This is a genomic window from Candidatus Palauibacter polyketidifaciens, from assembly GCF_947581785.1.
Lineage (GTDB): Bacteria > Gemmatimonadota > Gemmatimonadetes > Palauibacterales > Palauibacteraceae > Palauibacter > Palauibacter polyketidifaciens.
On sequence record NZ_CANPVO010000025.1, the window covers coordinates 1 to 23,059 of the forward strand.

Sequence of the window (23,059 nt, forward strand, 5' to 3'; positions counted from 1 at the left end):
CGACAGACGACTTCGGACATCATGGGATTCCAAGCGTCCGACTTGCAGCGCTATTTGACCGAGGAGCGACGCAGAGCGTAGCGATTCAGGCGAGATGTATCGCCGCTCGAACGCAGCAGGGCTTTTGCCACGGGCTGCTAAGTCCCCCCTTTGGCCTGCTCGGGGCGAAGCGGAGCAACCACAACCTGGTGAGCGTCGAATGCATCCAATCGGCGCAGCAGGACTGTGTCGCCTCGCGCGTCGAGCAACCGGTCCTCACCATCCATGCTCACCGTGAACAGCAGCCGCTCCCGGTCGATGTCCCACACTCGCCACGTTACGCTATCCTGGCCGGGAAGCCGATAATCTCTCACCCAGAGTCTCGAATCGAAGTCCGTCAGCATCGCATCGATCGGGGGCGCCACTTCGTTTGCCGGCCAGTCCGGCACAAGGGAGAGGAGTCGCTCCTTTACGTCCGACGGCGGGAACGGGAACCTGCCGTCCTCCGCGGCCTCAATGAGCCATCCCCCTTGCTTCTGCCGCTGCGACGCCTCGGACTCTCGCCCCATCCGCACTTGGCCTGCGGACAGCCTGACGCCGGCGGGCATGGGAATACTGGCGACCGGCGCGCCGCTCCAGTCGAGTACCGAGATGGATCCCTGGTCAGTTTCGGCAACGACGAGACGGTCTGAGCTCGCCGCCTCCAATGTCCGGTGCCCAAACAACACGGGACGGTCGTGTCTCGTGTCGGAGTGCCGTTCGTTGCCTTGCGTCTCCGCGACCACCCGAACTCCGCCGTCGGCATCCACCGCCACATACCGAGCTTGCCGCCAGTATCGACCTTTGGATTTCCGCACCATCGCACCGCCGTCTCTGTCGCGTAAGACCGTGCTGCCGTCTGGACGACGGGCTACCAGCCGCGGTTGAAGGCTGTTGAGCGGAGCATCCAGGTAGCTTTGTGAGTGGCCGAAACCACCATCGTGGCCAATCGACACGATACGACCCCTGAGGAAGTCGCTAACGATGACACCCTCCGACGTGCGAACCGCCCCCCCTATAAAGCCGAATTCCTCCGGCCCCCCTCCCTCGCGCCCCACCACTCGATGCTCCCCGGAGGCCATGTCGACGATGTAGATCTCGGTGCGGTCCAACACAACGAGACCGCCGTCCGGCGTGAAGAAGCCGCCGCGGACGTCCAGCAGCCGCTCGGAAAGATCCCTGTGCTCCGACGAATCGAAGACCGGGTCGGTCGAGGGACGACGCGGGGCGCGCTGCCGCGTTGGGGCGGCTATCCGGTCGAGGAACGGTCCCACGTCCAGAAGCACGATGTCGTCGCGCTTCCGGAGTTCGCGGAGGAACGGCCCCTTGTGGCCCGCTCCGTAGGTGAGGAGGAAGCGGACTCCTTCCCCCCGGTGACGGTCCAGCCCGTCCTCGATGTACGCCAAGTGCGAGGCGTTGATCGCATCCCACCCCCCGGGACCCAGTTCCGCGTCGAACAGGCGGGCATACGTCCGCATGCGGATGTCGTAGGCTTCGTCGTAGGCGTCGGTGTGGATCCAGCGCGGGTCGTCCGCCGCGCCCGCGGCGAGCGCTTCGGATGACGCCTCCGCGGCCGCCCGGTATTCGGCCCATCCTTCGGCCCGGTCGGGGTCCCGCGAGTAGGCGTCGAGATACGCGGCCCGGAAGTCCGACATCGGTTCGGTCCAGCCCGCCGTGGGGATGACGTCGAACTCCAGTTCGCGGGAGAGGGGGAAGAGTCCGTCCATGTACTCGGGGAAGCGGCGGACCCGCGGCTCCTCCACCATCCCCGTGGCTTCGAACTCGGCCCATGCCCGGTCCCAGCGGTTGGGCGGGATCTCCGTCAGCCAGTAGTCCGGATCGATCTCACGCACCAGGTCTCTCACGACTTCCAGACTGAACATCTCGCTGGTCTCGTGACCCGAGTGGATCACCCCGAGCACGACGACCTCGTTCAGCGTCGCCGCGCCCCCGGAGGGAGCAGGCGACGCCGGCGCGGCCGGCACCAGTTCAACGAGCGTCCCCGAGATCTCGTTCGCCACGAACACGCGCTCGCCGTCCGGGTGCACGCGGAGGACGATGGGTTGCTCGCCGACCTCCAGCCGCTGCACGACGGCCCGGGATTCGAGGTCGACGACGGAGACGGTGCTCCCGCCCGCGTTGTTGACCAGCGCGTACCGACCGTCTCCCGGCACCACGGCCGAGAACGGCCGGGGGCCGATGCCCTCCGAGACGCGGCCCGTGACCGCGAAGGACGCGGTGTTGATGAAGGCGACCTCGTCGGATCCGCCACAGGCGACAATGTACGTGACCTGGTCGGGCGTGAGCGCGCCCCCCGGCGGGCCGGGACACACCTCGACCGTGGCGTCCAGCTCACCGTTCAGGAGGTCGATGACGCTGACCGATCCCGCGTCGAGGTTGGGGACGAAGGCGTGGGATCCGTCCCACATCACATCCGCGGGATATGGGCGATCGCCGGTGGCATGGAACCCCCGCGGCGCGCCCTCGCGGGTGTCCACCGTCCACAGCCGGTCGGAGAACTCGGTCGTGATCCAGGTCTCTCCGCGCACCGTCCCGGGCGTGAACAGCGACGGACCCGCCCCGACGCCCCACACGGCGCCAGTGACGATCCGGCCCTCGTCGTCGAGCCGTATGAGCGTCGAGTCCCGGAACTGGCTCACGAGCCAGCCGCCTTCGACGCGGATGAGGTCGAGCGGCGTGTCCCCGGCCTCCCACCGCGCCACGACGGCGGACTCGGAGAGGTCCACGACCGCGATCCCGCCTTCGCCGCTTAAGGCGACCCAGGCGGTGTCGCCGTCCGGGCTGAACCGGATTCCGTGCGGACCCGCCCCCACGTCGATCGTCGCGCCGACCCGGAAAAGCCCGTCGGTGTCGACCGACCCACGCGGCGATTCGCCGCAGGCCGCCGCGAGCGCCGCCGCGACGACTGCGCCCACGAGGGCTTGGTGCGAGCGTTCGAGTTGTCTCATCTTTGACTCCCTGGCCGGTCCCAATCACGGCGGCGCAAGCTCGTCCGCGTTCGGACACGACGCAACGAGGGATCGGGCCGTGCGGAATCTCCCGAGACCCGGAGGACGGACGAACGTCATGTACGCCTGGAGAGGGCCCGGCCGTAGGCCTCACGCGACGCTGGCAACGATGCTGGCAGTGCTGATGACGCTCGGGTGCGGCGACGCCACGGGTCCCGAACCGCCCGCGGCGGGCGAGATCGTCTTCACCTCGATCCGCGAGAGATTCATGCGCATCTGGGTGGCGAACGCGGACGGGACGGGACAGCGGCCCCTCACGCCGGAAGGGGAGACGAGCCTCGAGCCCAGCTGGGCGCCGGACGGCTCGCGGATCGTGTTCACGAGCTGGCTCGACGGGAACCCCGACATTTTCCTCATGGACGCGGACGGCTCGGACTGGAGGCCGGTGACGCGGGACACGGCGTACGACCGGTCCGGGCGCCTGTCCCCGGACGGGAGGCGCGTGGTCTTCGTCTCCGAGCGCACGGGGGATCCGGACATCTGGGTGATCGAAGTGGATGGATCGAATCCGGTCAACCTCACGCGGAGCCCATCGTCCTTCGACGTGGACCCGGACTGGTCGCCCGACGGCGCCCGGATCGTCTTTGCCTCGGACCGCGACGGGAACCGGCGGTTCTCGCTGTGGACGATGCGGGCCGATGGGACGGGGCTCACGCGACTTCCCGCCGAGGGCGGCGCGCGTTCCCCGTCCTGGTCGCCGGATGGATCGCGGATCGCGTTTACGTCCTACCGGGACATCGGCGACGCGGAGATCTACGTGATGCGGGCCGATGGGAGCGGCCAGACCAACCTCTCAGGCCGGGCCGGAGTGGATGAACTGCCGCGCTGGTCGCCGGACGGCAAGTTCATCCTCTTCTCGACGAAGCGCGACGGGAACTCCGAGATCTACGCGATGCGCGCGGACGGATCGGGGCCGGTGAACCTCTCGCGCCACCCGCGCTGGGATGCCATGGCCGCATGGAGGCCGTAGTGTGCGTGCGGCGCCCGGGGTCGGGCCCACCGTCAACTTTTGCGGGGATCAGCCGAATGATGTGCATGCGCGACGTTGCCACGACTCTCGTCCTCGCCGTCCTCCCCGTGACCGCGGCCGCCTGCGGCACCGCGGATGCGGAGAGCCTGAGGAACTCGTCAAGTCAGGAGGCCGCGATGAATGCTCCGGGGTCCATGGCGGGGCGATCCACCGTCTACGCTCCGAACGGAATGGTCGCGACGAGTCAGCCCATGGCGTCGAGCGTCGCGCTCGGCGTGCTGCGCGACGGCGGCAACGCCTTCGACGCGGCGATCGCGGCCTCGTCCGTGCTCTCGCTCGTCGAACCGCACATGACGGGGCTGGGCGGCGACCTGTTCGCGCTCTTCTGGTCTGCGGAGGAGGGGCGGCTCGTCGGCCTGGACGCGACCGGCCGCGCGGGGACCCACATGACGCCGGAACGGATCCGGGCGGACGGCTACGACCGCGTGCCGGGCTCGGGGCCGGGGGCGGTGACCGTGCCGGGGGCGATCGCGGGCTGGGGCGCCCTCAACGAGAAGTATGGGAGCCGACCGCTCGCCGAAATCGTGGCGCCGGCCATCGCGCTGGCCGAGGAGGGCTTCCCCGTCACGCCGATCATCGCGGGGCAGTGGCAGGGGCAGTTGAGCAAGCTGCAGGCGGATCCGGGGGCGGCGGCGACCTACCTCATCGACGGCGAGCGGGCACCCGAAGCGGGCGAGTGGTTCCGGAACCCCGACTTCGCGCGCTCGCTGCGCACGATCGGGGCGGAAGGCCCGGCCGCCATGTACGGCGGGGAGCTGGGCACGCGCGTAGCGGAGGGACTGGCGGAACTCGGCGGCTACCTCACGCCGGAGGACATGGCCGCGATGGAGGTGCGCTGGGTCGAGCCGCTGTCGATGGACTACAAGGGCTGGACGGTCTGGGAACTGCCCCCGGCCGGCCAGGGAGTCGCCGCCCTGCAGATGCTGGGGATGCTCGAGCCGTTCGACCTGGCGAGCATGGGGCACAACTCGCCCGAGTACCTCCACCACCTGATCGAGGCGAAGAAGGTGGCCTTCGCGGACCTGGCCCGGCACGTCGGGGATGCCGATCACATGGAGATCGACCCGAAGGAGTTGCTGGACCCCGACTACCTCGCGGCGCGGCGGGCGCTCATCAACCCGGCCGTGGCCGCCGAGCGGGTCGAGCCCGGTGAATTCGCAACCGCCACGGAGACGATCTACCTCTCGGTCGCCGACCGATACGGGAACATGGTCTCGTTCATCCACTCGATCTACGGCTCGTTCGGTTCGGGCGTCGTCGTGCCGGGGACGGGCTTCGTGCTGCAGAACCGGGGCGCCGGCTTCACGCTCGAGGACGGACACCCGAACCAGGTCGCGCCCGGCAAGCGGCCGTTCCACACCCTCATCCCGGGGTTCGTGACCCGGGACGGGGAGCCGCTGATGGCGTTCGGCGTCATGGGCGGGTCGATGCAGCCGCAGGGACACACTCAGGTCGTCCTCAACATGATCGAGTTCGGGATGGACCCGCAGCAGGCGATCGACGCGGCGCGGTTCCGCCACATGGGTGGCCTGCGCGTCGCGGTCGAGAGGCTGACCGACGGACTCGAAGACGGCATGGGCGCGTTCGGCCACGAACTCGTGGACTGGGAGAGCGCCTCGTTCGGCGGGGGTCAGCTGGTCATGAAGCTGGACCGCGGCTGGGCCGGCGCGTCAGACCCCCGCAAGGACGGCCTCGCCATCGGCCACTGACGACCGACGGCGAGGCCCCGGACAAGCAGGCCTATTCTGCGCGTCACTCGCCCTGAAGGTAACGCGCCACGCCGCTAGTCAGAGTCCGGCAGCCAGAGAAGTGACAGGATCTGCCCCAGACTAGGGATGGCATGCGTACTCTCAAGGAGGCGTACTCCACGCGCTCCCGGGTCGTCTAGCCACTCCGCCGCGTCCACGTGCTCACAATGGGGATTCGTCGGCTCTCCACGCGTGACCGACGCCGCCAATGTGCCACCGCGGACTTTCTGCCCGCGGGTAGCCATGTGGTAGTAGAAGTTTGAGCGCTCCTGCCATTCCACGTATCCGTTTCGGGTTGCAATCAAGGCGCAGCTTTCGTTGGAGACCTGAACAATCCGACGCGCGGCGGCAGTGATTGAGACGTTGTAGTGACCAGGGGACGACAACCGATGGGCTGCCTCGACGCTTACGTCGAGTTGTCGCGCATCTGCTCTGAATAGCTTGGCGGGCATCAAGAGTTCAGCCGCGAACGAATTGGCTTCCCACTCCAGTTGACGGCCGAAACCCTCGGTTGCTTGGAGCGACGACTCCTTGCAGCGGCGCTGCTCTTTTTTGTGCGTCGGGATATGGTAGTGCGCGAGTTCATGCGCGATCGAGAAACGACGGCGGCCTGTGCTTTGACCCGGCTCGAGAAAGATCGCCCCACCGTCTGCGTAAGGATTTGGCATGAGGCATGCGGTACAGCCGGGGTCGGGTTCGTCGAAATCGATGATCTCGATGCCATCCCGCGCGGCGATCTCGGTCAGATCGCATTGCCGTACGTCTCGGAGCTTGAGGGCTTGACGAAAATGCTGTGCGAACCGGAGGCCTTCCGGATTCACGCTTGTTCGTCTCCATCCTCATCGATGCCGTGCGTCGTTCGGAGAAACTGCGCGAACTGACTGAGCTGGCGGCGGGCACTCTCTGAGAGGCCCCGGAATTCCCGGAAGTATGCTTCTTCCTCAGGATTCAAATCGCTGATCTCCGTCTCCCCCAAGACGTATCCGATGGTAACACTCAGAGCAGTCGCGAGTCTGCGGAGCATGTCGTACGACGGGTTACGCTCACCAGCCTCAATCTGCGAAATCGTTGATTGGGACGTTCCGACCAACTCCGCGAATTGAGTCTGCGACAGCCCCTGATCCTCACGTATCTGCTGCAATCGTGCACCGAGCTCCACGGCTTCCTCCTTTTCGCGGATTATCACGATGTTGCTTGCGATGCATCGCTATACGGTATTATCCTGTTTAGCGATGGCTGGTGCCACGATTACGAATACACCGCTCCGGTGCCGGTCGCAACGCCGACGGGACGAGCGAGGTGGGCGAGATATGGACCTCCGTGAACTTCGAGCGTTTGGCGTGGCCGCTGACAAGCCGGAAACCGGGGTATCGATCCAGCCAGGCGGGTACATCGAACTCGGACGAGGACCCGTCTCAAGATCTGCTCCGGGGAAGGAGTTGTATCATGTCAAACGACAAGCCGCAGGAACCGGTGGATCCCCACAAAAAGCCGGATGTCGAGAAGCCGGACGATCATCGTCCGCCGATAACGCCGGTTCGTCCGCCGATAAGACCCGTTCGCCCGCACACACCCTCGGGCATCGGCTGAACAGGGCGCTGGGGCTCGAAGAGTTACAGCGCTGGTATCCGACCGCCGCAGTACGCAACAGCTCCTCGAGCCTCGCCCATCTATCAACCCATGTCGGCGTGATTCGACCGTTGCCGTATCGTGGCCGATTGGTGCTGGAAATCCCGCTGAACGGCCCTTACAGAGTTCCGTCACGACTGCCCTCCACCACCAACACGTATGTTCCGGATGTACGCATTTGGGCTACGTGGGAGGACGGCGTGCGTCCCGCAGGCTATCATGTTTACCCCGACGCCAGCCTCTGCACGCACATGCAGGGGGAGTGGATCTGGGGGGTGAGTCCGCTGCACGATCTCGTGGACTGGTCGGTGCTCTGGCTAGCGAAGTCCCTGCACCTGCAACTCCTGAACCGGTGGCCTGGTCCCCAACATTGTTCCGCTAACGTCGCGATGAAGCGAGGGATGTTGGACGAGTACTGCCGGTGTGGGAAGCACGCGCGATATCGTGAATGCCACTACGCCCAGGATCGTAACTGGTCTCGGTATGAACTCTTCCGGGAAGAACGGGAGGGGGCCGCAGAATACCTTTCGGAACTCCGGCGAAGTGGCCGGCCAGCCGGACCACTGTAGGGCGCCACGCACCCGTGAACTGAAATCCCTTACCGTTCTTGACCCTGGTTTTGTCATTTCCTCGGTCCCAGATACCGGTCTCCATCGTAGTGGATCATGTGATCTGGCACCTCGGCCACCCAGACTTCCGTCTCCCACGAGATGTTTCTGAGGTGCTTCTGAAACTCCCGGAAATCAGGAAAGGCACTCACGTAGACGACGCTTGCCGGACAAGCCGTCAGCATCTCTTCGAGCTCAACGACGCGCTTCGGCGACACGGGACCGTGTGAGGTCACGGCCTCCACCAAGAACAACCAGTTACGCTCGTCATCGTACAGCACGACGTCCGGCAGCTTGTCGTGATCATTGATTGGGATGCCGAGCCGTTGCAGCGCTACGTCGTCGACAAGCAGGTCCTTCTTTGCCGTATCGCCCATGTACAGCAGCTGAGCGCCGGGCGCGAAGCGTGGCGCGAATTGCTCGACGATCACCTTCTGTAGCTCGTTATGCTTCCCCGGAGAGAGTCGTAGTTCGGTCCCATCCCCAACCGTGACCGGAATCATCGCCCGGTCCCGGTCTCTCGCATAGCGCTCCGCGAGAGATCCCTGCTCGCCGAGGAAGGTGGTGCGCGCGCTAGGCCATTCGTCCCCGCCGTACGTCCGCACAGCTGTCAGCGCTGCCTTCGTGATCGCGTAATGCGCGCGCGGGCTATTCGTCGGCAGATGGGGCTCAAACGGGTTGTAATCGGCGATCCCGCCCTGCATGAACTGATGAAGCACCTGGCGCCGGAAGGTCTCCCTGGTGTTGGGTGCGTACTCGATACCGTAGTGCTCCCTGACATGGCTCATGATGCTCTTGGTCACGGTGCATCCTGTCCGGCTCGCGGCCGACCAGGGGTCATCGGGTTTCAGGCCGCACAACGCCAGCAACGTGAGCCCGGACATGCGGTTGGTCTGCGCCGGCGGCATACCGAGAGCTTCGAGGATCTCCTGCGCCTCTTCAATCGTTGGCAAGGGCCCTGTCCCCTTCGTCCACCGGTGTCTGCAGGAGAGTGGTAACGAGCTCTTCCAAGCCGTTCGTGCGATTCGGAAGGTGTCTCGCCTGCTTGCCGAGAGCCCGGATCGTTTCACGTGGTGGAAGTGGCATGGCCCGAATCTCCGTAGCACTCACCTGCGTGTTGCCGCTCATGGCCCTGAAGTAAGTGTCGAGCAACTCGCTATTGAAGAGAGCCGCCAACCCCCAGGTTTCGTCTGCGGACAGGGCTCCGCCGGGTCGATGGATGTAGTTCAGGTGATTCTCGAACCCCACGGCGGGCGTTGTGAGATCGTCCGCAAGGTAAGGGGCTGCCGTCAATCTGCGCGGTTCCTCCTTGGCGCTGAATCGGCGCAGGAGCACGTAGTTCCGGTTGGGGAGGAGCAGGGACCCCGCCCCGGATTGCGCGATATACTCCGGCTTATGCCGGTTCAGAGGCCAAGTAGTCCGCATCGCCCTTACGTGGTTCATCCAGAGTAGGGGTACGTGGGTTGCGGGCACGGCACCGCTCTTTCGGATGAGCGACTCCGCGCGGAAGGGGACGACGCGGCCTGTGGAGATGTTGAGGCCCAAGCTCTGAAGGGTATTCGGCCATGAATCCACGAGCGTAATGATCTCGTCGACCCTCTCGTCCGGCGACAATCGCAAAACTCGACCCGAGGAGGTGACGTCGAGAATCCCGGCGGCGGGAACTGTGCGCTGGTCCGCATGGCCAAGATCGTCCACCCCGGCACTTGCAGAAACGGCGATGGAGAAGGCCGTGTCGCTACAGTGCCAGTTGGGCTCGCGAAGACCGGTGAAGATCACGCTTTCCTGCAACACGTCATCGCGCCTGAAAGCGGCGCGGCGCGATTCGAACAGGTGAATCTCGGCCGGTCGAATCTGATCGAAGAAAACGCTCCGGAAGCGCCGGAAGTACGGCCCCGAAGCGAAGCTGCGGGGGACGATGAATACGAAACTGCCGCCGTCGCGAAGAAGCATCGCGCTGACGGCCATGAAGAGCGCATAGATGTTCGGCTGGCCATGAACTACGGAGGAAGCCGCCAGAGCGCGCGGGTCGCCCTTCCCGATCTTGAAGTAGGGCGGGTTGGAGATCACGACGTCGAAATCCGGGTCTCGCGGGCCGGTCGTGAAGAGATCGTTGGCCGCACCCAGACTCTCAGCGTTGGCGAGAACAAAGTCAGCTGCCTCTACGCGAACATCCACCTTGAGGTCGCGTGACCGTCGGACCCAATTCACCAAGTAGGTCAAGACAGCTTGTAGGGGCTCGATAAGATCCTTATCGATTTCGAAAGCGACGACTTCGATGTGCTCCGGAACTGGATCGCGAGAAACAAGAGATTCGATTGCAGAGCAGCAAAGGACTCCGGCTCCGGCGGCCGGATCCAGGACGCGAACGCGCTCTGCGCTCGACGGAATCCGGGCGGCCATGAAATCGGCGACCGGCACGGGCGTCAGGTAGAGCCCGTGATCTTTCCTGTGCCGAGTCGACTTGCGCGACACGTACCACTCGCCGACCCGGTCGGCATATGCGACAGGCCGCTCTCCGGATCTGGGCAGCGGCATGCCCATGGCATCGGGCTCCCGGCCGCGAGCCTCGATCCGTTTCCTGCTTTCCTGCTGTTGAACCGTCATCCCCACCTCGCCTCTACCCTGCCTCCCACTCACCCGCGACAAACGTCGGGTCGAGGATCATCGGGCCGTCAACTTCCACACCGTACACGGCGAACGTCGAGCGAGGCAAACCGACATGTTCCGACCTTAGCCGCCGGGGAGGGGGCGGCCGGGGGTCCAGGGGGCGCCGGCGGCTTCGAGCGCGGTCTCGGCGCCGGCGAAGGCGCCGTCCATGAAGTTCCGGAACTCGGCGAGCCAGTCGCCGAAGTCCGTCTCGGCGATCTCCAGGTTGCGGCGGTGGGTCGCCGTCGGCGTCTGGCGCGTGTCCCAGTGGCCGCCGATCACCCGTCCCACGCGGTTCGAGATCGAGGGCACGGTGGACTCGTTGAGGCGCTGCCGGGCCGGGTCGCCGAATAGCCGGATCGAGAAGTCCTGCAGGCCGGCGCCGAGCGTATCGAGGTCGCCGAACAGTTCCAGCGGGGCGTCCGGCGCCTCGAGAAGCGCGGCCCGCATGTGACGCAGCCGATCGCGGGCGCGGCCGATCTCCTCGCCCGCCGAGGCGATGCGGCGGCTCAACTCCGACGCCTCGTTCTGGAAGGCGACGACGGCCCCGAAGTCCGTTCCCGGCTCCGCCGTGGGCACCGCTTTCACCTCGAACGCCTGCGCCCGGCCGACCTCCCGCGCGCCGTCGGCCGTCACCACGACGAGTTGCGCGGAGTATTCGCCGGGGGCGACGAGAGGCCCCTGGGGCGGTCCCACCCACGGCGGCGTGAAGCCGGGGACCGTGAGGTCGATCGGATCGGGCGCCGGGGACCGCAGATCCCAGCTCACGCGGTGCAGCCCTTCCCTCGCGGGGCCGGCGACCCAGCGCACGGTCCGCCCGTCCGCATCGGCGATCGCGACCAGCGCCCGGGGTCCGCTCTCCGTCGCCTCCTGGTTCAGCACGTCGTAGCCGGGGAACGCCACATCTCCCCCGCCCGCTCGCACCTCCCCTTCGGCGGCGCGGCGGGCCTCCGCCATCGTCGTCGATGTCTCAGGCAGATAGTAGGAGATCACGGCGCCGAAGTCCGGGTTCGGCGCGGTGTAGTCGTCCGTCCCGAGCGTCGGCTTGCCGCGCGCCTGCAGGGGCACGGACGGGATGTACCACCACGCGTCGCGCACCGGGAACAGCGCGCCGCCATCGGCGGCGGCCATGGCCGTATTCTCGCCGCCCGCCAGTTCGCGCAGCGGCGTGTAGTCGTCGAGCACGTAGAAGCCGCGGCCGAAAGTCGACCCGACCACGTCGTTGTCCCGCCGCTGGACCTCCAGATCTCGGTGCGGGATCGTGGGGCCCGGAAGCATGTGCCAGTTCTCGCCCCCGTTCACGCTCGCGTACATCCCGAACTCGGCTCCGAGGAAGAGGAGGTTCGGGTTCAGGTGGTCCTGCTCGATCGCCCACAGGATCGTGCCGTCCGGCAGGTCGCCGGAGATCGACTGCCAGGAGAGCCCCGCGTCGTCGCTCCGGAAGAGGAGCGGCCGGAAGTCGCCCTCCTTGTGGTTGTCCGCCACCGCGAACACAGTCGAGGCGAGGTGCTGCGAGGCTTCGATGTCGTTGATGAACGCCCGTTCCGGCACGCCGGGCAGCGGGGCCGCGAGCCGCCAGTTCGCCCCGCCGTCCTCCGTCACGTGGATGAGGCCGTCATCGCTCCCCGTGTAGATCACGCCCGCCGTGACCGGCGACTCGGAGATCCCCGTGAGGGTCGCGTACTTCGACATGGCGCCGTTGTCGATGAGGTCGTCGACGCTCCACACCCGCCCCATGAACTCCAGCTCGTAGCGGTTCACGTTCGTCGTCAGGTCGCCGCTGATCGCGGTCCACGAGTTGCCCCGGTCGTCGCTCGCCCACACGCGCTGCGAGCCGTGGTAGATTCGGTCGGCGTCGTGCGGACTGATGAGGACGGGCGAGTCCCAGTTCCAGCGTTCGGGCGGGTCGCCGGGCGCGGGCTGCGCCTGGATGTCGAGCGCCTCCTCGCTCTTCCGGTCGTAGCGGTAGAGGTTCCCCTGCTGCGTCTGCAGGTAGAGGATGTCCGGATCCCGCGGGTCGATCTGGACCGCGTACCCGTCCGCCCCCATCGGCGCGTACCAGTCCCGGTTCCGGACCCCCTCGACGTTCGTCGTGCGGGCGGGACCCCACAGCGTGCCGAGATCCTGCGCCCCGCCGAGCACGTTGTAGAACGGCTCCGCGTTGTCGAGCGCGAGCTTGTAGAACTGCGAGATGGGCAGGTTCGGGAAGTGACGGAAGGTGCGGCCGTCGTCGAAGCTCTCGTACAGGCCGGCGTCCGTCCCCACCAGCAGGTGCAGCGGGTCCTCGGGATCGACCCAGAGGGCGTGGTTGTCGCTGTGCTTGTCGCGCGCCGTCTCGAGGTTCCCGAACGTCGCGCCCCCGTCCCGCGTGACCTGGATGAAGACGTCCATCTGGTACACGACGTCCGCGTCGTGCGGGGAGGCTTCGATCTCCTGGTAGTAGTGGGGACCCGTGCCCCCGGAGATGTACGAGTTCCGCCGCTCCCAGCTCTCCCCCTTGTCGAGGGACCGGTAGAAGCCGCGCTCGTCGTCGTTCGCCTCGATGGTCGCGTACACGACCTCGGGGTTCGCCGGGGTGACGGCGAGTCCGATCTTTCCCACATCGCCGCCCGGGAGTCCCGCCGTAATCCGGCGCCAGCCCTCGCCGCCATCGCTGGACTTGTAGATGCCGGAGTTGGGGCCGCCGGCGAGGTGCCCCCAGATCTTCCGCCGCCGCTCGTACGCCGCCGCGTAGATCATGTCCGGGTTGCCGGGGGCGAACTCGATGTCGGTGACGCCGGTGTTCTCGTCGATCCCCAGCACGAGCCGCCAGGAGTCGCCGCCGTCGGTGGACTTGTAGACGCCGCGCTCACCGCCCGCGGCCCAGAGCGACCCCTCCGCCGCCACGAGGATGACGTCGCTGTCGCGCGGGTCGACGAGGATCTTGCCGATGTGCTCCGAGGTGGGGAGCCCGACGTTCTCCCACGTCTCCCCGCCGTTGCGGCTGCGGTAGACGCCGTCCCCCCAGCCGACGTGGCGCCCGCTCACGTTCTCTCCCGTCCCCACCCAGATCACGTCCGGGTTGTTGGGGTCGATCGCGACATCGCCGATCGAGTACACGGACTCGTCCTCGAAGATCGCGTCCCACGTCACGCCCGCGTTCGTCGTCTTCCACACGCCGCCCGAGCCGACCGCGATGTACCAGGTGCTGCTCCGGTGCGGGTGCACGGCGATGTCCGCGATCCGGCCGCCCATCAACGCGGGGCCGATCTCGCGCAACGGCAGGCCGGCCACCACCTCCGCCACCAGCTCCTGATCGACCTCCTGCGCCCGAACCTCCGGGGTCAACGGAGGAAAGATTCCGGGAACTCCCATGAAGACGCCCCAAACGAGCGCCAGCCGCGCGGGCGACGCACCATGTCTCGTCGAGTCTCTCATCTCGCTGCTCTCCTTCTTGCCGCGGGCAGGCAGCCCGTGCCGGGTTTCCGCGAAGATTCCGCCGGATACGCTATCCCGGGAGATACGGGTCAGACAGAGCACGGCGAGCGACGAGGTGACGCGGCGGATGGAGGGGGAGTGCGACGCGGGGCGGTCTGCCGAGAGTTCGCGTCAGTTCCTGCGGGGCGACCGGGAACGCCAGGCCGCGGCCAGCGCCCGGTCGAACGTCATAAGGTCGTCGGGTTGACGGCGAATGCAGCACGCGAGGTGGACGAGATCGCGCGCCTCGAGTTCCGGATGTCGGACTACCATGTCACAGGCCATTTGCACGTCCTCACGGTGGACGGACCAGACCTCGGTCACGGTGGCTTCAACAAGATCGAACGCCGGGCGCAGTCGGTGTTGCTGATCCCTGCTGACGTAGACGTGCAGGAGTTCCTGAAGAATCTCGGCGGACGTCACGAGCGGGGTATTCCGCTCCCTCGACCGCTCGAAGAAGGATCGGGCCTCGTCTCGGCGGGGATCTTCGGAACCGACGAAGTACATGAAGACGTTGGCGTCGACGAAGATCAGAGGAGGCCCAGCTTTCTCGCGGAACTGAGCTTCCCTTCGCCGATCAGGCGCTTGGTCTCCTCCCAGTCCGGCTCCTTGGCGCCGGGGGGATGCATCGCGTCGCACTTGGCGGCGAACGCCTTGAGTTCCTCTACGGTGAACAGACGCGGACGGGCGGCCTCCAGCTTCTCGTCGGCTGCCTCGCGCAGCCATTGCCCGAGGGACTTCCCCTCACGCTCCGCCTCCGCCTGGTAGCTGATCTTGGCGGTCTCCTTAACGACGAAGTGGATCCTCGACATTGACCCCTCTCGGATGTGCATATTTTTGACACATGCACAACATGATGGTGCATGGCGGTCGAGTCAACCTCCGAGGGGCGGGGCGGCGGGCGGCGAGCGGCGGTGGTTCGTCGCCTGTTCGTAGGCGTAGCCGAAGCCGAGGAGCATCGCCTCCGTGAACGGGCGTCCGAGGAACTCGAGACCCACCGGGAGGCCGTCGTCCGTGAACCCGGCGGGCACCGTGAGCGCGGGGAGCGCCGTGAGCGGGCTCAGCGAGCGGTTGTCGCCGAGGGCGTAGCGGTCGGCCGGGGCGGGGTTCGTCTCCACATCCTCGGCGATCAGGTCCGGAGGGTGGTCGAAGGTGGCGTAGACGAAGGCGTCGAGGTCGTGCTCGGCCATCGTCGCGATGACGTCCTCCCTCACCTGGTCGCGCGCCAGGAGGTATTCCAGGTAGCCGGGGTCGCGGGTCGTCTTCCCGAGGAGGTCGGCCATGCCGGCGGCCCGCCACGGATTCACGCGGCCGGAGAGGAGGATCGACGCGAGTGTGCGGTACGGCGGGTCGCGGAGTTCGGCGAGGTAGGCGTCGGTCACTTCCTCCGTCTCGTAGGAGTTGGCGCCGAAGATGGCCGCCACGCCTTCGATCCCGGGGATGGCGACGTCGAACACCTCGGCCCCGAGGTCGCGGAGAGTCCCTATCGCCGCCTCCATCCGGGCGCGCACCTGCCGGAAGCCTTCCGATGACGTGTCAACGGACCGGTCCATCGGCTCGCGGATGACGCCGATCCGGGCCCCCGCCAGCGCATCCGCGTCGAGTCCGTCCGCGTAGGATTCCGGGATCTGTCCCACGGAGTACGCCGTCACGGGATCGTTCGGGTCGAAACCGGCGATGACATCGAGGAGGATGGCCGCGTCCATCACGGTGCGGGTCATCGGGCCCATGGTGTCCGTGGTGGGGTTGGCGGGCATCATCCCGAAGCGGCTCACGAGGGGAAGCGTGGGACGGAGGCCGACGAGCGAGGCGACGGCCGCCGGTCCGCGGATGGATCCGCCCGTGTCCTCGCCGATGCCGATCATGCCGAGGTTCGCCGCCACACCGGAACCGGTCCCGCCGGAGGAACCGCTCGGGTTGCGCTGCGGGTCGTACGCGTTGCGGATGATCCCGAACCCGGACCCCACGTAGCGCGAGGCGAATTCGCCCATGTTGGTCTTCGCGATGATGAGGGCGCCGGCGTCCTTCATGCGCGTGACGATGGTTCCGTCGCGCTCCGACATGTAGCCGGCGAAGAGGGCCGACCCGTAGGTCGTCGGCATGTCGCTCGTCTCGACCTGGTCCTTGAGGAGGACGGGGATGCAGTGCAGCGGTCCCGTGAGGCCGCCGGACGCGAAGGCGGCGTCGAGGCTTCGGGCTTCCTCGAGGGCCCGCGGGTTGACGACCGCGATCGAGTTGAGCCGCGGCCCCTGCTGGTCGTACGCGTCGATCCGGGCCAGGTAGCGCGCGACGAGCCCCTCGCAGGTGAGGTCGCCCGACCGGAAAGCCGCGTGGACCTCCGCGACCGTCGCCTCCTCGACCTCGAAGGCCTGTGGGTGGAGCGGGACAGGGGCCGCGGCGAACGCCAGGACGAATGAGAGGGCCAACCGGATTGCGATCGACGTTCGAGCAGACATGGCAGCACCTGTCCTCGGGGAGATTCGATGAGCAGCCGTTGATATGAGGGCGTATCCTCAACTTTAGCGAGACCTGATCCGACCGGAAGACGTTTCCGGTTTCTCGATCCCGACCGCAACGCAGCCGACGTGCTTGACCGCGATTCTGTCCAACACAATAATCTAGACATGTGTATTGGACATAGGGAGTCCCGATGAATGAGTGGCCGTTGCATGATGCCAAGAACCGGTTCAGCGCGGTCGTCGCGGCCGCCGTGGCCGGAGAACCGCAGCGCGTGACGCGACGGGGTAAGCCGGCCGTCGTAGTGGTGGCCGTGGAGGAGTACGAGCGACTCCGAAAGAAGGAGGCGGCGGCCGCACCGAGCCTGGCGGAGGTGCTGCTCGCAATTCCCCGGGACGACGGTGAATTCGAGCGGCGGCCTTTGACCCTTCGGCGGGTCGATCTCTGATGTTCCTGGTCGACACCGACGTTCTTTCGGCGCTCCGTCAACATGAACGCAGCCGCTCGATCGTCCGGTGGGTGGCGAGTCAGCGTACGGGCGACCTGTACCTCAGCGTGGTCTCTATCGGGGAGATCGAGCGGGGGATCGAGAAACAGCGACGCCGCAATCCGGACTTCGCGGACACGCTGGGCGGGTGGCTCGACGACGTCATCAGACTGTACGGGGACCGCATTCTGCCCGTAGACCTTCCCACGGCCAGGCGCTGGGGACGCCTCTCGCAGACTCTGGGCCGCCAGGACGCGGACCTCTTGATCGCCGCCTCGGCGCTGGAGCGCGGGCTGACGGTCGTCTCGCGCAATGTTCGGCACTTCGAGCCGACCGGGGTGGCGGTCCTGGATCCCTCCGCTCCGGCGGGAGCAGGCTAGCGCGACCGCCGGATGCCGCAGAAGCGGATCGCCGTGACGGCGAGGATACGGGCCAGTTCGACGAGGTCGGCGGCGCGAACGCTCTCGTCGGGACGGTGGGCCTCGCGGACGTCGCCGGGGCCGAAGAGCACCGTGGGCACGCGGCCGTGGTTGACGAGGAGCCGCATGTCCGCGCCGTACCGCACGCCCCCGATGCGGGCGTCCGTGCCGCCGAGCGACCGCACGGCACCGGCCAGGGTGCCGACCACGGGGTCGCTCGCGTCCGTGCGGGCGGCCGCGAACTGCGCCCCGACCCACTCGACGGCGGGCGGGTGGTCGCGCAGCCATGCGTCGCCGGAAGCAGCCTCGGCCACGGCGTCCTCCAGCGCGCGTCGCGCCCCGGCGAGGTCCTCCCCGGGCGCGACGCCGTAGCGACCCTCCGCGACGAGGCTCTCCGCCACCGTCGAGGGCCAGATCCCGGCCCGGAGCCGTCCCATGGTCAGGGCGTACGGCAGCGTTTCCCCGCGGAACAGCGGATCGGCGACGTCGCGGTTCCGTTCCGCCTCCAACGCCCGGAGCCGCCGGAAGATCGGGATGAACTTCTCGACCGGGTCCACGCCTTCCTCCCGCATGGCCCCGTGCGCGGCGAGACCGGGGACGGTGAGGCGGAAGCTGAGCGCGCCGGCCTGCGCGGGCGCGATGACGAACCCGGTCGGCTCGACGACGATCGCTCCATCCCCGGTGTGCCCGCGCTCGATCGTGGCCAGCATGCCGGAGCCGCCGTCCTCCTCGCCGATCACGCTCTGGACCTGGAGGGCGCCGGCCAGTTCGATCCCCGCGTCGCGCAGCGCCCGCGCCGCCGCCAGCGCGCCGCACAGCTGCCCCTTCATGTCCACGACCCCGCGCCCGAACAGCCGCCCGCCGCGCTGCGTGAGTTCGAAGGGTGGGTGCGTCCAGCGCTCGGCCTCTCCCGCGGGGACGACGTCGACGTGGCCGTTGAGGATCAGCGTCCGGCCCTCGCCGCGGCCCATGCTGCCGACGACCCCGAGACCTTCGCGACGCTCCACGTCGGCCGTGTACGCGGGGTGCCGGCGCAGCCGCTCGAAGTCGATTTCCCACACGTCCGTCTCGACGCCGAGATCGCACATCTCCTCGGCCACGCGCTCCTGGGCCGGCGTTTCCCGGTTCGCGACGCTTTCGATCGCGACAAGGTCGGCGAGGAGCGCGAACAGCCGTTCCGCGTCCACCGCCTCCGCCGCGCGGCGTTCCTCGGACGACAGCGCGCCGCCGTCGCCCGGCATGGTCTCCTCCCCCGTACCCATACGCGGAGTATGTCACGGATCGGCTTCCCGGGTCGACCCTGTCGCGGCGGCCTCGTCCGGGCGCTGCGCAACGGCTACCGTACCGGCTGGAGTGGAACTCAGCGTAAACGAACCACGGAGTATGATCGATGCGCGTCCGGACACGTCGTTACTTCACCGGGTGGGCCGCCACGAGGCGGGCGACGACCCTGGCCAAGGTGACCCTGACCACAGCGACCCTTGCGGTCGGGCTCGTGGCCGCCGTTCCTGTCGCAGCGCAGTCCGTCACGCCCGAGGGGGACCCGGGCCTTGGCCGTCTTCTGGCCGAGATCGAGCGGCTGGCCCCGAGCAGCGGGGGCACGGTGGGCGTGGGCGCCGTCCACATCGAGACGGGCCGCGCGGTGTGGTTCAACGAGGACGAGCGCTTCCCGATGGCCTCGACCTACAAGGTGCCGATCGCGGTCCAACTCCTGTCCCGGGTCGACCGGGGCGAGATCACGCTCGCGGACATGGTTGAACTCGAACCCGGCGACATCCATCCCGGCAGCGGCACGATCTCGAACCTGTTCGACGACCCGGGGGTGGCGCTCTCCCTCCGGAACCTGCTCGAACTCATGCTCCTCATCTCCGACAACAGCGCGACGGACCTCACCCTCACCGCGGCCGGCGGCCCGGACGCCGTGAATGCCCGCATGAGTGAACTGAACGTGGACGGCCTGAGCGTGAACCGTCCGACATCCGTCCTCATCGGGGACTACTCGGGCGTCGAGACCCCGGCGGACGGACGGATTTCGATGGCGGAGTTCCGCGAACGCGCGGGCGAGGTCTCCGCCTCGGAGCGGGAGGCGGCCCGCGAGGCGTTCTCGACCGACCTGCAGGACACCTCGACACCCCGCGCCATGGCTCACCTCCTGGCGATGACCTGGGCGGGGAAGGCGCTGGGCTCGAAGAACACGGAGGTCTTCAAGGACGTCATGCTGCGCGTCCAGACGGGCACCGGCCGCATCAAGGGCGTGCTGCCGCCCGGCACACCCGTCGGCCACAAGACGGGAACCATCGGCGGGACCACGAACGACGTCGGATACATCTACCTTCCGGATGACGCGGGACACGTGATCACGGTCCTCTTCGTGAAGGACTCGGAGCGGCCCGTCCCGGCCCGGGAGGCGACGATCGCCCAGATCTCGCGCGCGATCTACGACTACTTCCTCTTCAACCCGGGGACCCCGGCAGACCCGTCCGCCGACCGCGCCAACCCCCGCTACGGCGTGTGGAAGTTGCGCTCCGACGCGCCGGCCCCGGCCCTCAACGTCATGACCTATGACCCATGGGGGGACGGCGGGATGAAGATCACCGTCGAGTCCACGAACGCCCGCGGCGGCGAAGCGAAGTGGAGTTACGAGACGATGTTCGACGGAGAATTCCGGCCCGTGACGGGGCGGGACGGGGTCGAGACGGCGGTGGAAGTCGTCGACCGCTACACGAACCGGATCACGAGCCGGCGGGACGGCCGCGTCACGCAGGTCATCATCAACGTCCTTTCCGAGGACGGAAACCGGATCGACAACGAGTACCGGAGCACGGACGCGGACGGGAACGAACGCGTCTCGCATGCGGTGTACGAGCGCATCGGCAGGTGAAGAACGCGATGTCCCGGGACTACGACGCGATCGTCATCGGGGCCGGCGTCATCGGCGTCTGCACCGGGTTCGAACTCGCCAAGCGCGGGTTCCGGACGCTCAACGTCGATAAGCTCCCCGCCGCCGGCTACGGCTCGACCTCGAACACCTGCGCGATCATCCGTCTCCATTACTCGACGCCCGACGGCGTGGCGATGGCGCGCGAGTCGTACTTCTACTGGCTCGACTGGGGGAAGTACGTCGGCGTGCCGGACCCTTCCGGGCTGGCCCGCTACGTCAACACCGGCTGCCTCGTCACGAAGACGGAGAAGAACCACTACCTGCAGCGGGTGAAAGAGAGTCTCGACGAACTCCACGTCGCGTACGAGGACCTAGACGCGGAGGGGATGCGCGAAAAGCTCTCCGTCCTCGACACGCGGCAGTTCGGCCCTCCCGTGACGGAGGAGGACCCGGCGTTCGGCCGGCCGACGGGCGGGAACGTGGCCGGGGCCGTCTATATCCCGGAATCCGGCTACATCAACGACCCGCAACTCTGCTGCCACAACATTCAACTCGGGTGCGAGGCGCACGGAGGCGAGTTCCGCTTCAACACGGAGGTGACTGAGATCCTCCGGGGGGGCGGGAGGGTCGCGGGCGTCCGCCTGAAGGACGGGTCCGAGGTGCGGGCGCCCGTCGTGGTGAACGTGGGCGGTCCCCATTCCTTCGTCATCAACCGGATGGCGGGGGTCGAGGAAGAGATGAACATCAAGACGCGCGCGCTGAAGCAGGAGGTCTGTCACGTCCCCGCGCCGGAGGGTGTCGACTATAACGTCGTCGGGATGCTGATCTCGGACAGCGATATCGGGTGCTATTCGAGGCCCGAGGTCGGCAACCATATTCTGATCGGTTCCGAGGATCCGCCCTGCGACGATCTGGAGTGGGTGGAGGACCCGGACGACTATGACAATACCTTCAGTTATCAGTGGAAAACGCAGGTCCTGCGCGAAGCGCAGCGGGTGCAGGGACTTCCCGTGCCCCAGGCGCGGCAGGGACTCGTCGACCTCTATGACGTGTCGGACGACTGGATCCCCATCTATGACAAATCGGACCTCCCCGGCTTCTACATGGCGGTGGGGACGTCCGGGAACCAGTTCAAGAACGCGCCCGTCGCGGGCCAACTCATGGCCGAACTCATCGAGCAGGTCGAGGGCGGGCGCGACCATGACGCGGATCCGGTCCGGTTCCATATGAAATATACGAGACGGGACTGCGATATCGGGTTCTTCAGTCGGCTCCGGACGATGAATCCCGATTCGTCCTATTCGGTCATCGGCTGACCCCTCGCCCGTCGACTCGCATTCCGTGAGCTTCGGATCGCGCTTCGGATCGCTTTGGAGGCTGAAGTCCGCGCTGGGAGCGGGGGTCGTTCGCCCGGGCCGATTGTGGGAGGAGAGGCCACTCCGCCGCCACTACGATGTCGTGATCATCGGCGGCGGCATCCACGGGCTCGCCACGGCCTGGTATCTCGCGAAGGACCACGGGGTCCGGGACATCGCGGTGCTCGAGAGCGAGTACGTCGGGTTCGGGGGGTCGGGGCGGAACACCGCGATCGTCCGGGCGAACCAGCGCACGCAGGAGAACGTCCCGCTCTACGACGAGGGCCTGAAGCTGTGGCCCATCCTCACGGACGAACTCGACTTCAACCTCATGTTCCACAACTGCGGCAACCTCAACCTCGCCCACAGCGAGGCGGCGGTCGCCGCGTTCCGGCTCTCCGTCAATACGGCGAACTTCTGCGGCGTGCGCTCGGAACTGGTGGACCCGCAACAGTGCAAGGAACTGGTCCCGGCGCTGGACGTGTCGGACCGGCCCGCGCACCCGATCCAGGCGGGCATGTACCACCCGCCGGGCGGCGTGGTGCGCCACGACGCGGTGGTGTGGGGACTCGCCCGGGGCGCCAGCCTGCACGGGGCCTCGATCCACCAGGGCGTCGAGGTTCAGGGGATCGACACGGAGAGCGGGCGGGTAACGGGCGTGCGGACGAGCGCAGGGCCGATCGGGTGCCGGAAGCTGGGGATCATGGCGGGGGGATACGGGCCGGCGATCGCGGCGATGCTCGACATCGAGCTGCCGGTGAACCCGCTCACGATCCAGGCGATGGTGACGCAGCCGCTCAAGCCGTTCCTCCACCACGTCGTGAGTTCGGGCGCCTACCACGTCTACGCGAACCAGACGCTTAAGGGGGAGATCGCGACGGGCGCGCACATGGACCCGCAGGTGAACTACACGACGGACGTCACCGCGGGCTACTTCAAGCACCAGGCCGAAGCGCTGACGGACTTCATGCCGTGCCTGAAGGGCGTGCGGTTTCTGAGGGTCTGGGCGGGGCTGGCCGACATGACGCCGGACATGGCGCCGATCCTCGACGGCAACTTCGCGCACGAGGGGCTCTATCTGGACGTGGGCTGGGGGTACTTCGGCTTCAAGTCCGGGCCCGTGGCGGGGAAGTACATGGCCGAGTTCATGGCGCGGGAGGAGGCGCCGGAGATCCTGAAGCCGTTCGCGCTCCGCCGCTTCCTCGAGAACCGGTACATGGGGGAGACGGCGACGACGATGAAGTACGGCCAGTGGGACTGACCGTGGACCCGACCGTGGACGCACCTGTGGAC

Annotated in this window: 17 protein-coding genes; 7 read left to right on the plus strand and 10 right to left on the minus strand. The window is 67.3% G+C overall.

Features of this window, described 5'->3' with window-relative positions; translation table 11 throughout:
- Nucleotides 1–137: 137 nt before the first annotated feature.
- On the minus strand, nt 138–2,987 hold the full coding sequence (locus tag RN729_RS07765; RefSeq protein WP_310783378.1) for a hypothetical protein: 2,850 nt from the start codon (nt 2,985–2,987) through the stop codon (nt 138–140).
- Nucleotides 2,988–3,156: 169 nt separating this feature from the next.
- Between RN729_RS07765 and RN729_RS07770 the strand changes: the two genes are divergently transcribed.
- Complete coding sequence (locus RN729_RS07770; protein WP_310783380.1) at nt 3,157–4,017, plus strand: hypothetical protein; 861 nt, start codon at nt 3,157–3,159, stop codon at nt 4,015–4,017.
- Nucleotides 4,018–4,073: 56 nt separating this feature from the next.
- A complete protein-coding gene (gene ggt, locus RN729_RS07775) occupies nt 4,074–5,786 on the plus strand; it encodes a gamma-glutamyltransferase (RefSeq protein ID WP_310783382.1) in 1,713 nt (570 codons plus the stop codon).
- A gap of 74 nt (nt 5,787–5,860) precedes the next feature.
- Here the strand turns inward: ggt and RN729_RS07780 are convergent, their stop codons facing one another.
- From RN729_RS07780 to RN729_RS07815, 8 genes are all read right to left on the minus strand, one after another.
- Nucleotides 5,861–6,646, minus strand: coding sequence for an ImmA/IrrE family metallo-endopeptidase (locus RN729_RS07780; protein WP_310783384.1), 786 nt, complete (start codon nt 6,644–6,646; stop codon nt 5,861–5,863).
- Nucleotides 6,643–7,011: a helix-turn-helix transcriptional regulator gene (locus tag RN729_RS07785; protein WP_310783386.1), complete on the minus strand. Its 369-nt coding sequence runs from the start codon at nt 7,009–7,011 to the stop codon at nt 6,643–6,645. Before RN729_RS07785 ends, RN729_RS07780 begins: the two co-directional genes overlap by 4 nt.
- 1,065 nt (nt 7,012–8,076) lie before the next feature.
- A complete protein-coding gene (locus tag RN729_RS07790; protein WP_310783388.1) occupies nt 8,077–9,015 on the minus strand; it encodes a BsuBI/PstI family type II restriction endonuclease in 939 nt (312 codons plus the stop codon).
- Complete coding sequence (locus tag RN729_RS07795) at nt 9,002–10,669, minus strand: Eco57I restriction-modification methylase domain-containing protein (RefSeq protein WP_310783390.1); 1,668 nt, start codon at nt 10,667–10,669, stop codon at nt 9,002–9,004. Before RN729_RS07795 ends, RN729_RS07790 begins: the two co-directional genes overlap by 14 nt.
- Before the next feature lie 126 nt (nt 10,670–10,795).
- Nucleotides 10,796–14,128, minus strand: coding sequence for a hypothetical protein (locus tag RN729_RS07800; RefSeq protein WP_310783392.1), 3,333 nt, complete (start codon nt 14,126–14,128; stop codon nt 10,796–10,798).
- Nucleotides 14,129–14,299: 171 nt separating this feature from the next.
- Nucleotides 14,300–14,806 (minus strand): type II toxin-antitoxin system VapC family toxin, encoded by a 507-nt coding sequence (locus tag RN729_RS07805; RefSeq protein ID WP_310783394.1) that lies wholly within the window; start codon nt 14,804–14,806, stop codon nt 14,300–14,302.
- Nucleotides 14,698–14,979 (minus strand): hypothetical protein, encoded by a 282-nt coding sequence (locus RN729_RS07810; RefSeq protein ID WP_310783396.1) that lies wholly within the window; start codon nt 14,977–14,979, stop codon nt 14,698–14,700. The genes RN729_RS07805 and RN729_RS07810 overlap by 109 nt, the downstream gene beginning before the upstream one ends.
- 63 nt (nt 14,980–15,042) lie before the next feature.
- Nucleotides 15,043–16,623, minus strand: a complete 1,581-nt coding sequence (locus RN729_RS07815) for an amidase family protein (protein ID WP_310783398.1) — start codon at nt 16,621–16,623, stop codon at nt 15,043–15,045.
- A gap of 194 nt (nt 16,624–16,817) precedes the next feature.
- On the opposite strand from RN729_RS07815, the gene RN729_RS07820 reads away from it, so the two are divergent.
- Both RN729_RS07820 and RN729_RS07825 read left to right on the plus strand, forming a co-directional pair.
- Nucleotides 16,818–17,072 carry a type II toxin-antitoxin system prevent-host-death family antitoxin gene (locus RN729_RS07820; RefSeq protein WP_310783400.1) on the plus strand — a complete coding sequence of 85 codons (255 nt, stop codon included), beginning with the start codon at nt 16,818–16,820 and terminating at the stop codon, nt 17,070–17,072.
- Nucleotides 17,072–17,491 (plus strand): type II toxin-antitoxin system VapC family toxin, encoded by a 420-nt coding sequence (locus RN729_RS07825; protein WP_310783402.1) that lies wholly within the window; start codon nt 17,072–17,074, stop codon nt 17,489–17,491. The genes RN729_RS07820 and RN729_RS07825 overlap by 1 nt, the downstream gene beginning before the upstream one ends.
- Here the strand turns inward: RN729_RS07825 and RN729_RS07830 are convergent.
- Nucleotides 17,488–18,771 (minus strand): ArgE/DapE family deacylase, encoded by a 1,284-nt coding sequence (locus RN729_RS07830; protein ID WP_310783404.1) that lies wholly within the window; start codon nt 18,769–18,771, stop codon nt 17,488–17,490. The genes RN729_RS07825 and RN729_RS07830 overlap by 4 nt on opposite strands.
- Nucleotides 18,772–18,920: 149 nt before the next feature.
- On the opposite strand from RN729_RS07830, the gene bla reads away from it, so the two are divergent.
- The 3 genes from bla to RN729_RS07845 are packed head-to-tail and all read left to right on the plus strand — an operon-like array spanning nt 18,921 to nt 23,027.
- Nucleotides 18,921–20,411: a class A beta-lactamase gene (gene bla, locus RN729_RS07835; protein ID WP_310783406.1), complete on the plus strand. Its 1,491-nt coding sequence runs from the start codon at nt 18,921–18,923 to the stop codon at nt 20,409–20,411.
- A gap of 8 nt (nt 20,412–20,419) precedes the next feature.
- A complete protein-coding gene (locus RN729_RS07840) occupies nt 20,420–21,727 on the plus strand; it encodes an FAD-dependent oxidoreductase (protein ID WP_310783408.1) in 1,308 nt (435 codons plus the stop codon).
- Between the two features lie 25 nt (nt 21,728–21,752).
- Entirely contained in the window at nt 21,753–23,027 is a 1,275-nt protein-coding gene (locus RN729_RS07845; RefSeq protein WP_310783410.1) for an FAD-binding oxidoreductase, read from the plus strand.
- Nucleotides 23,028–23,059 lie beyond the last annotated feature (32 nt).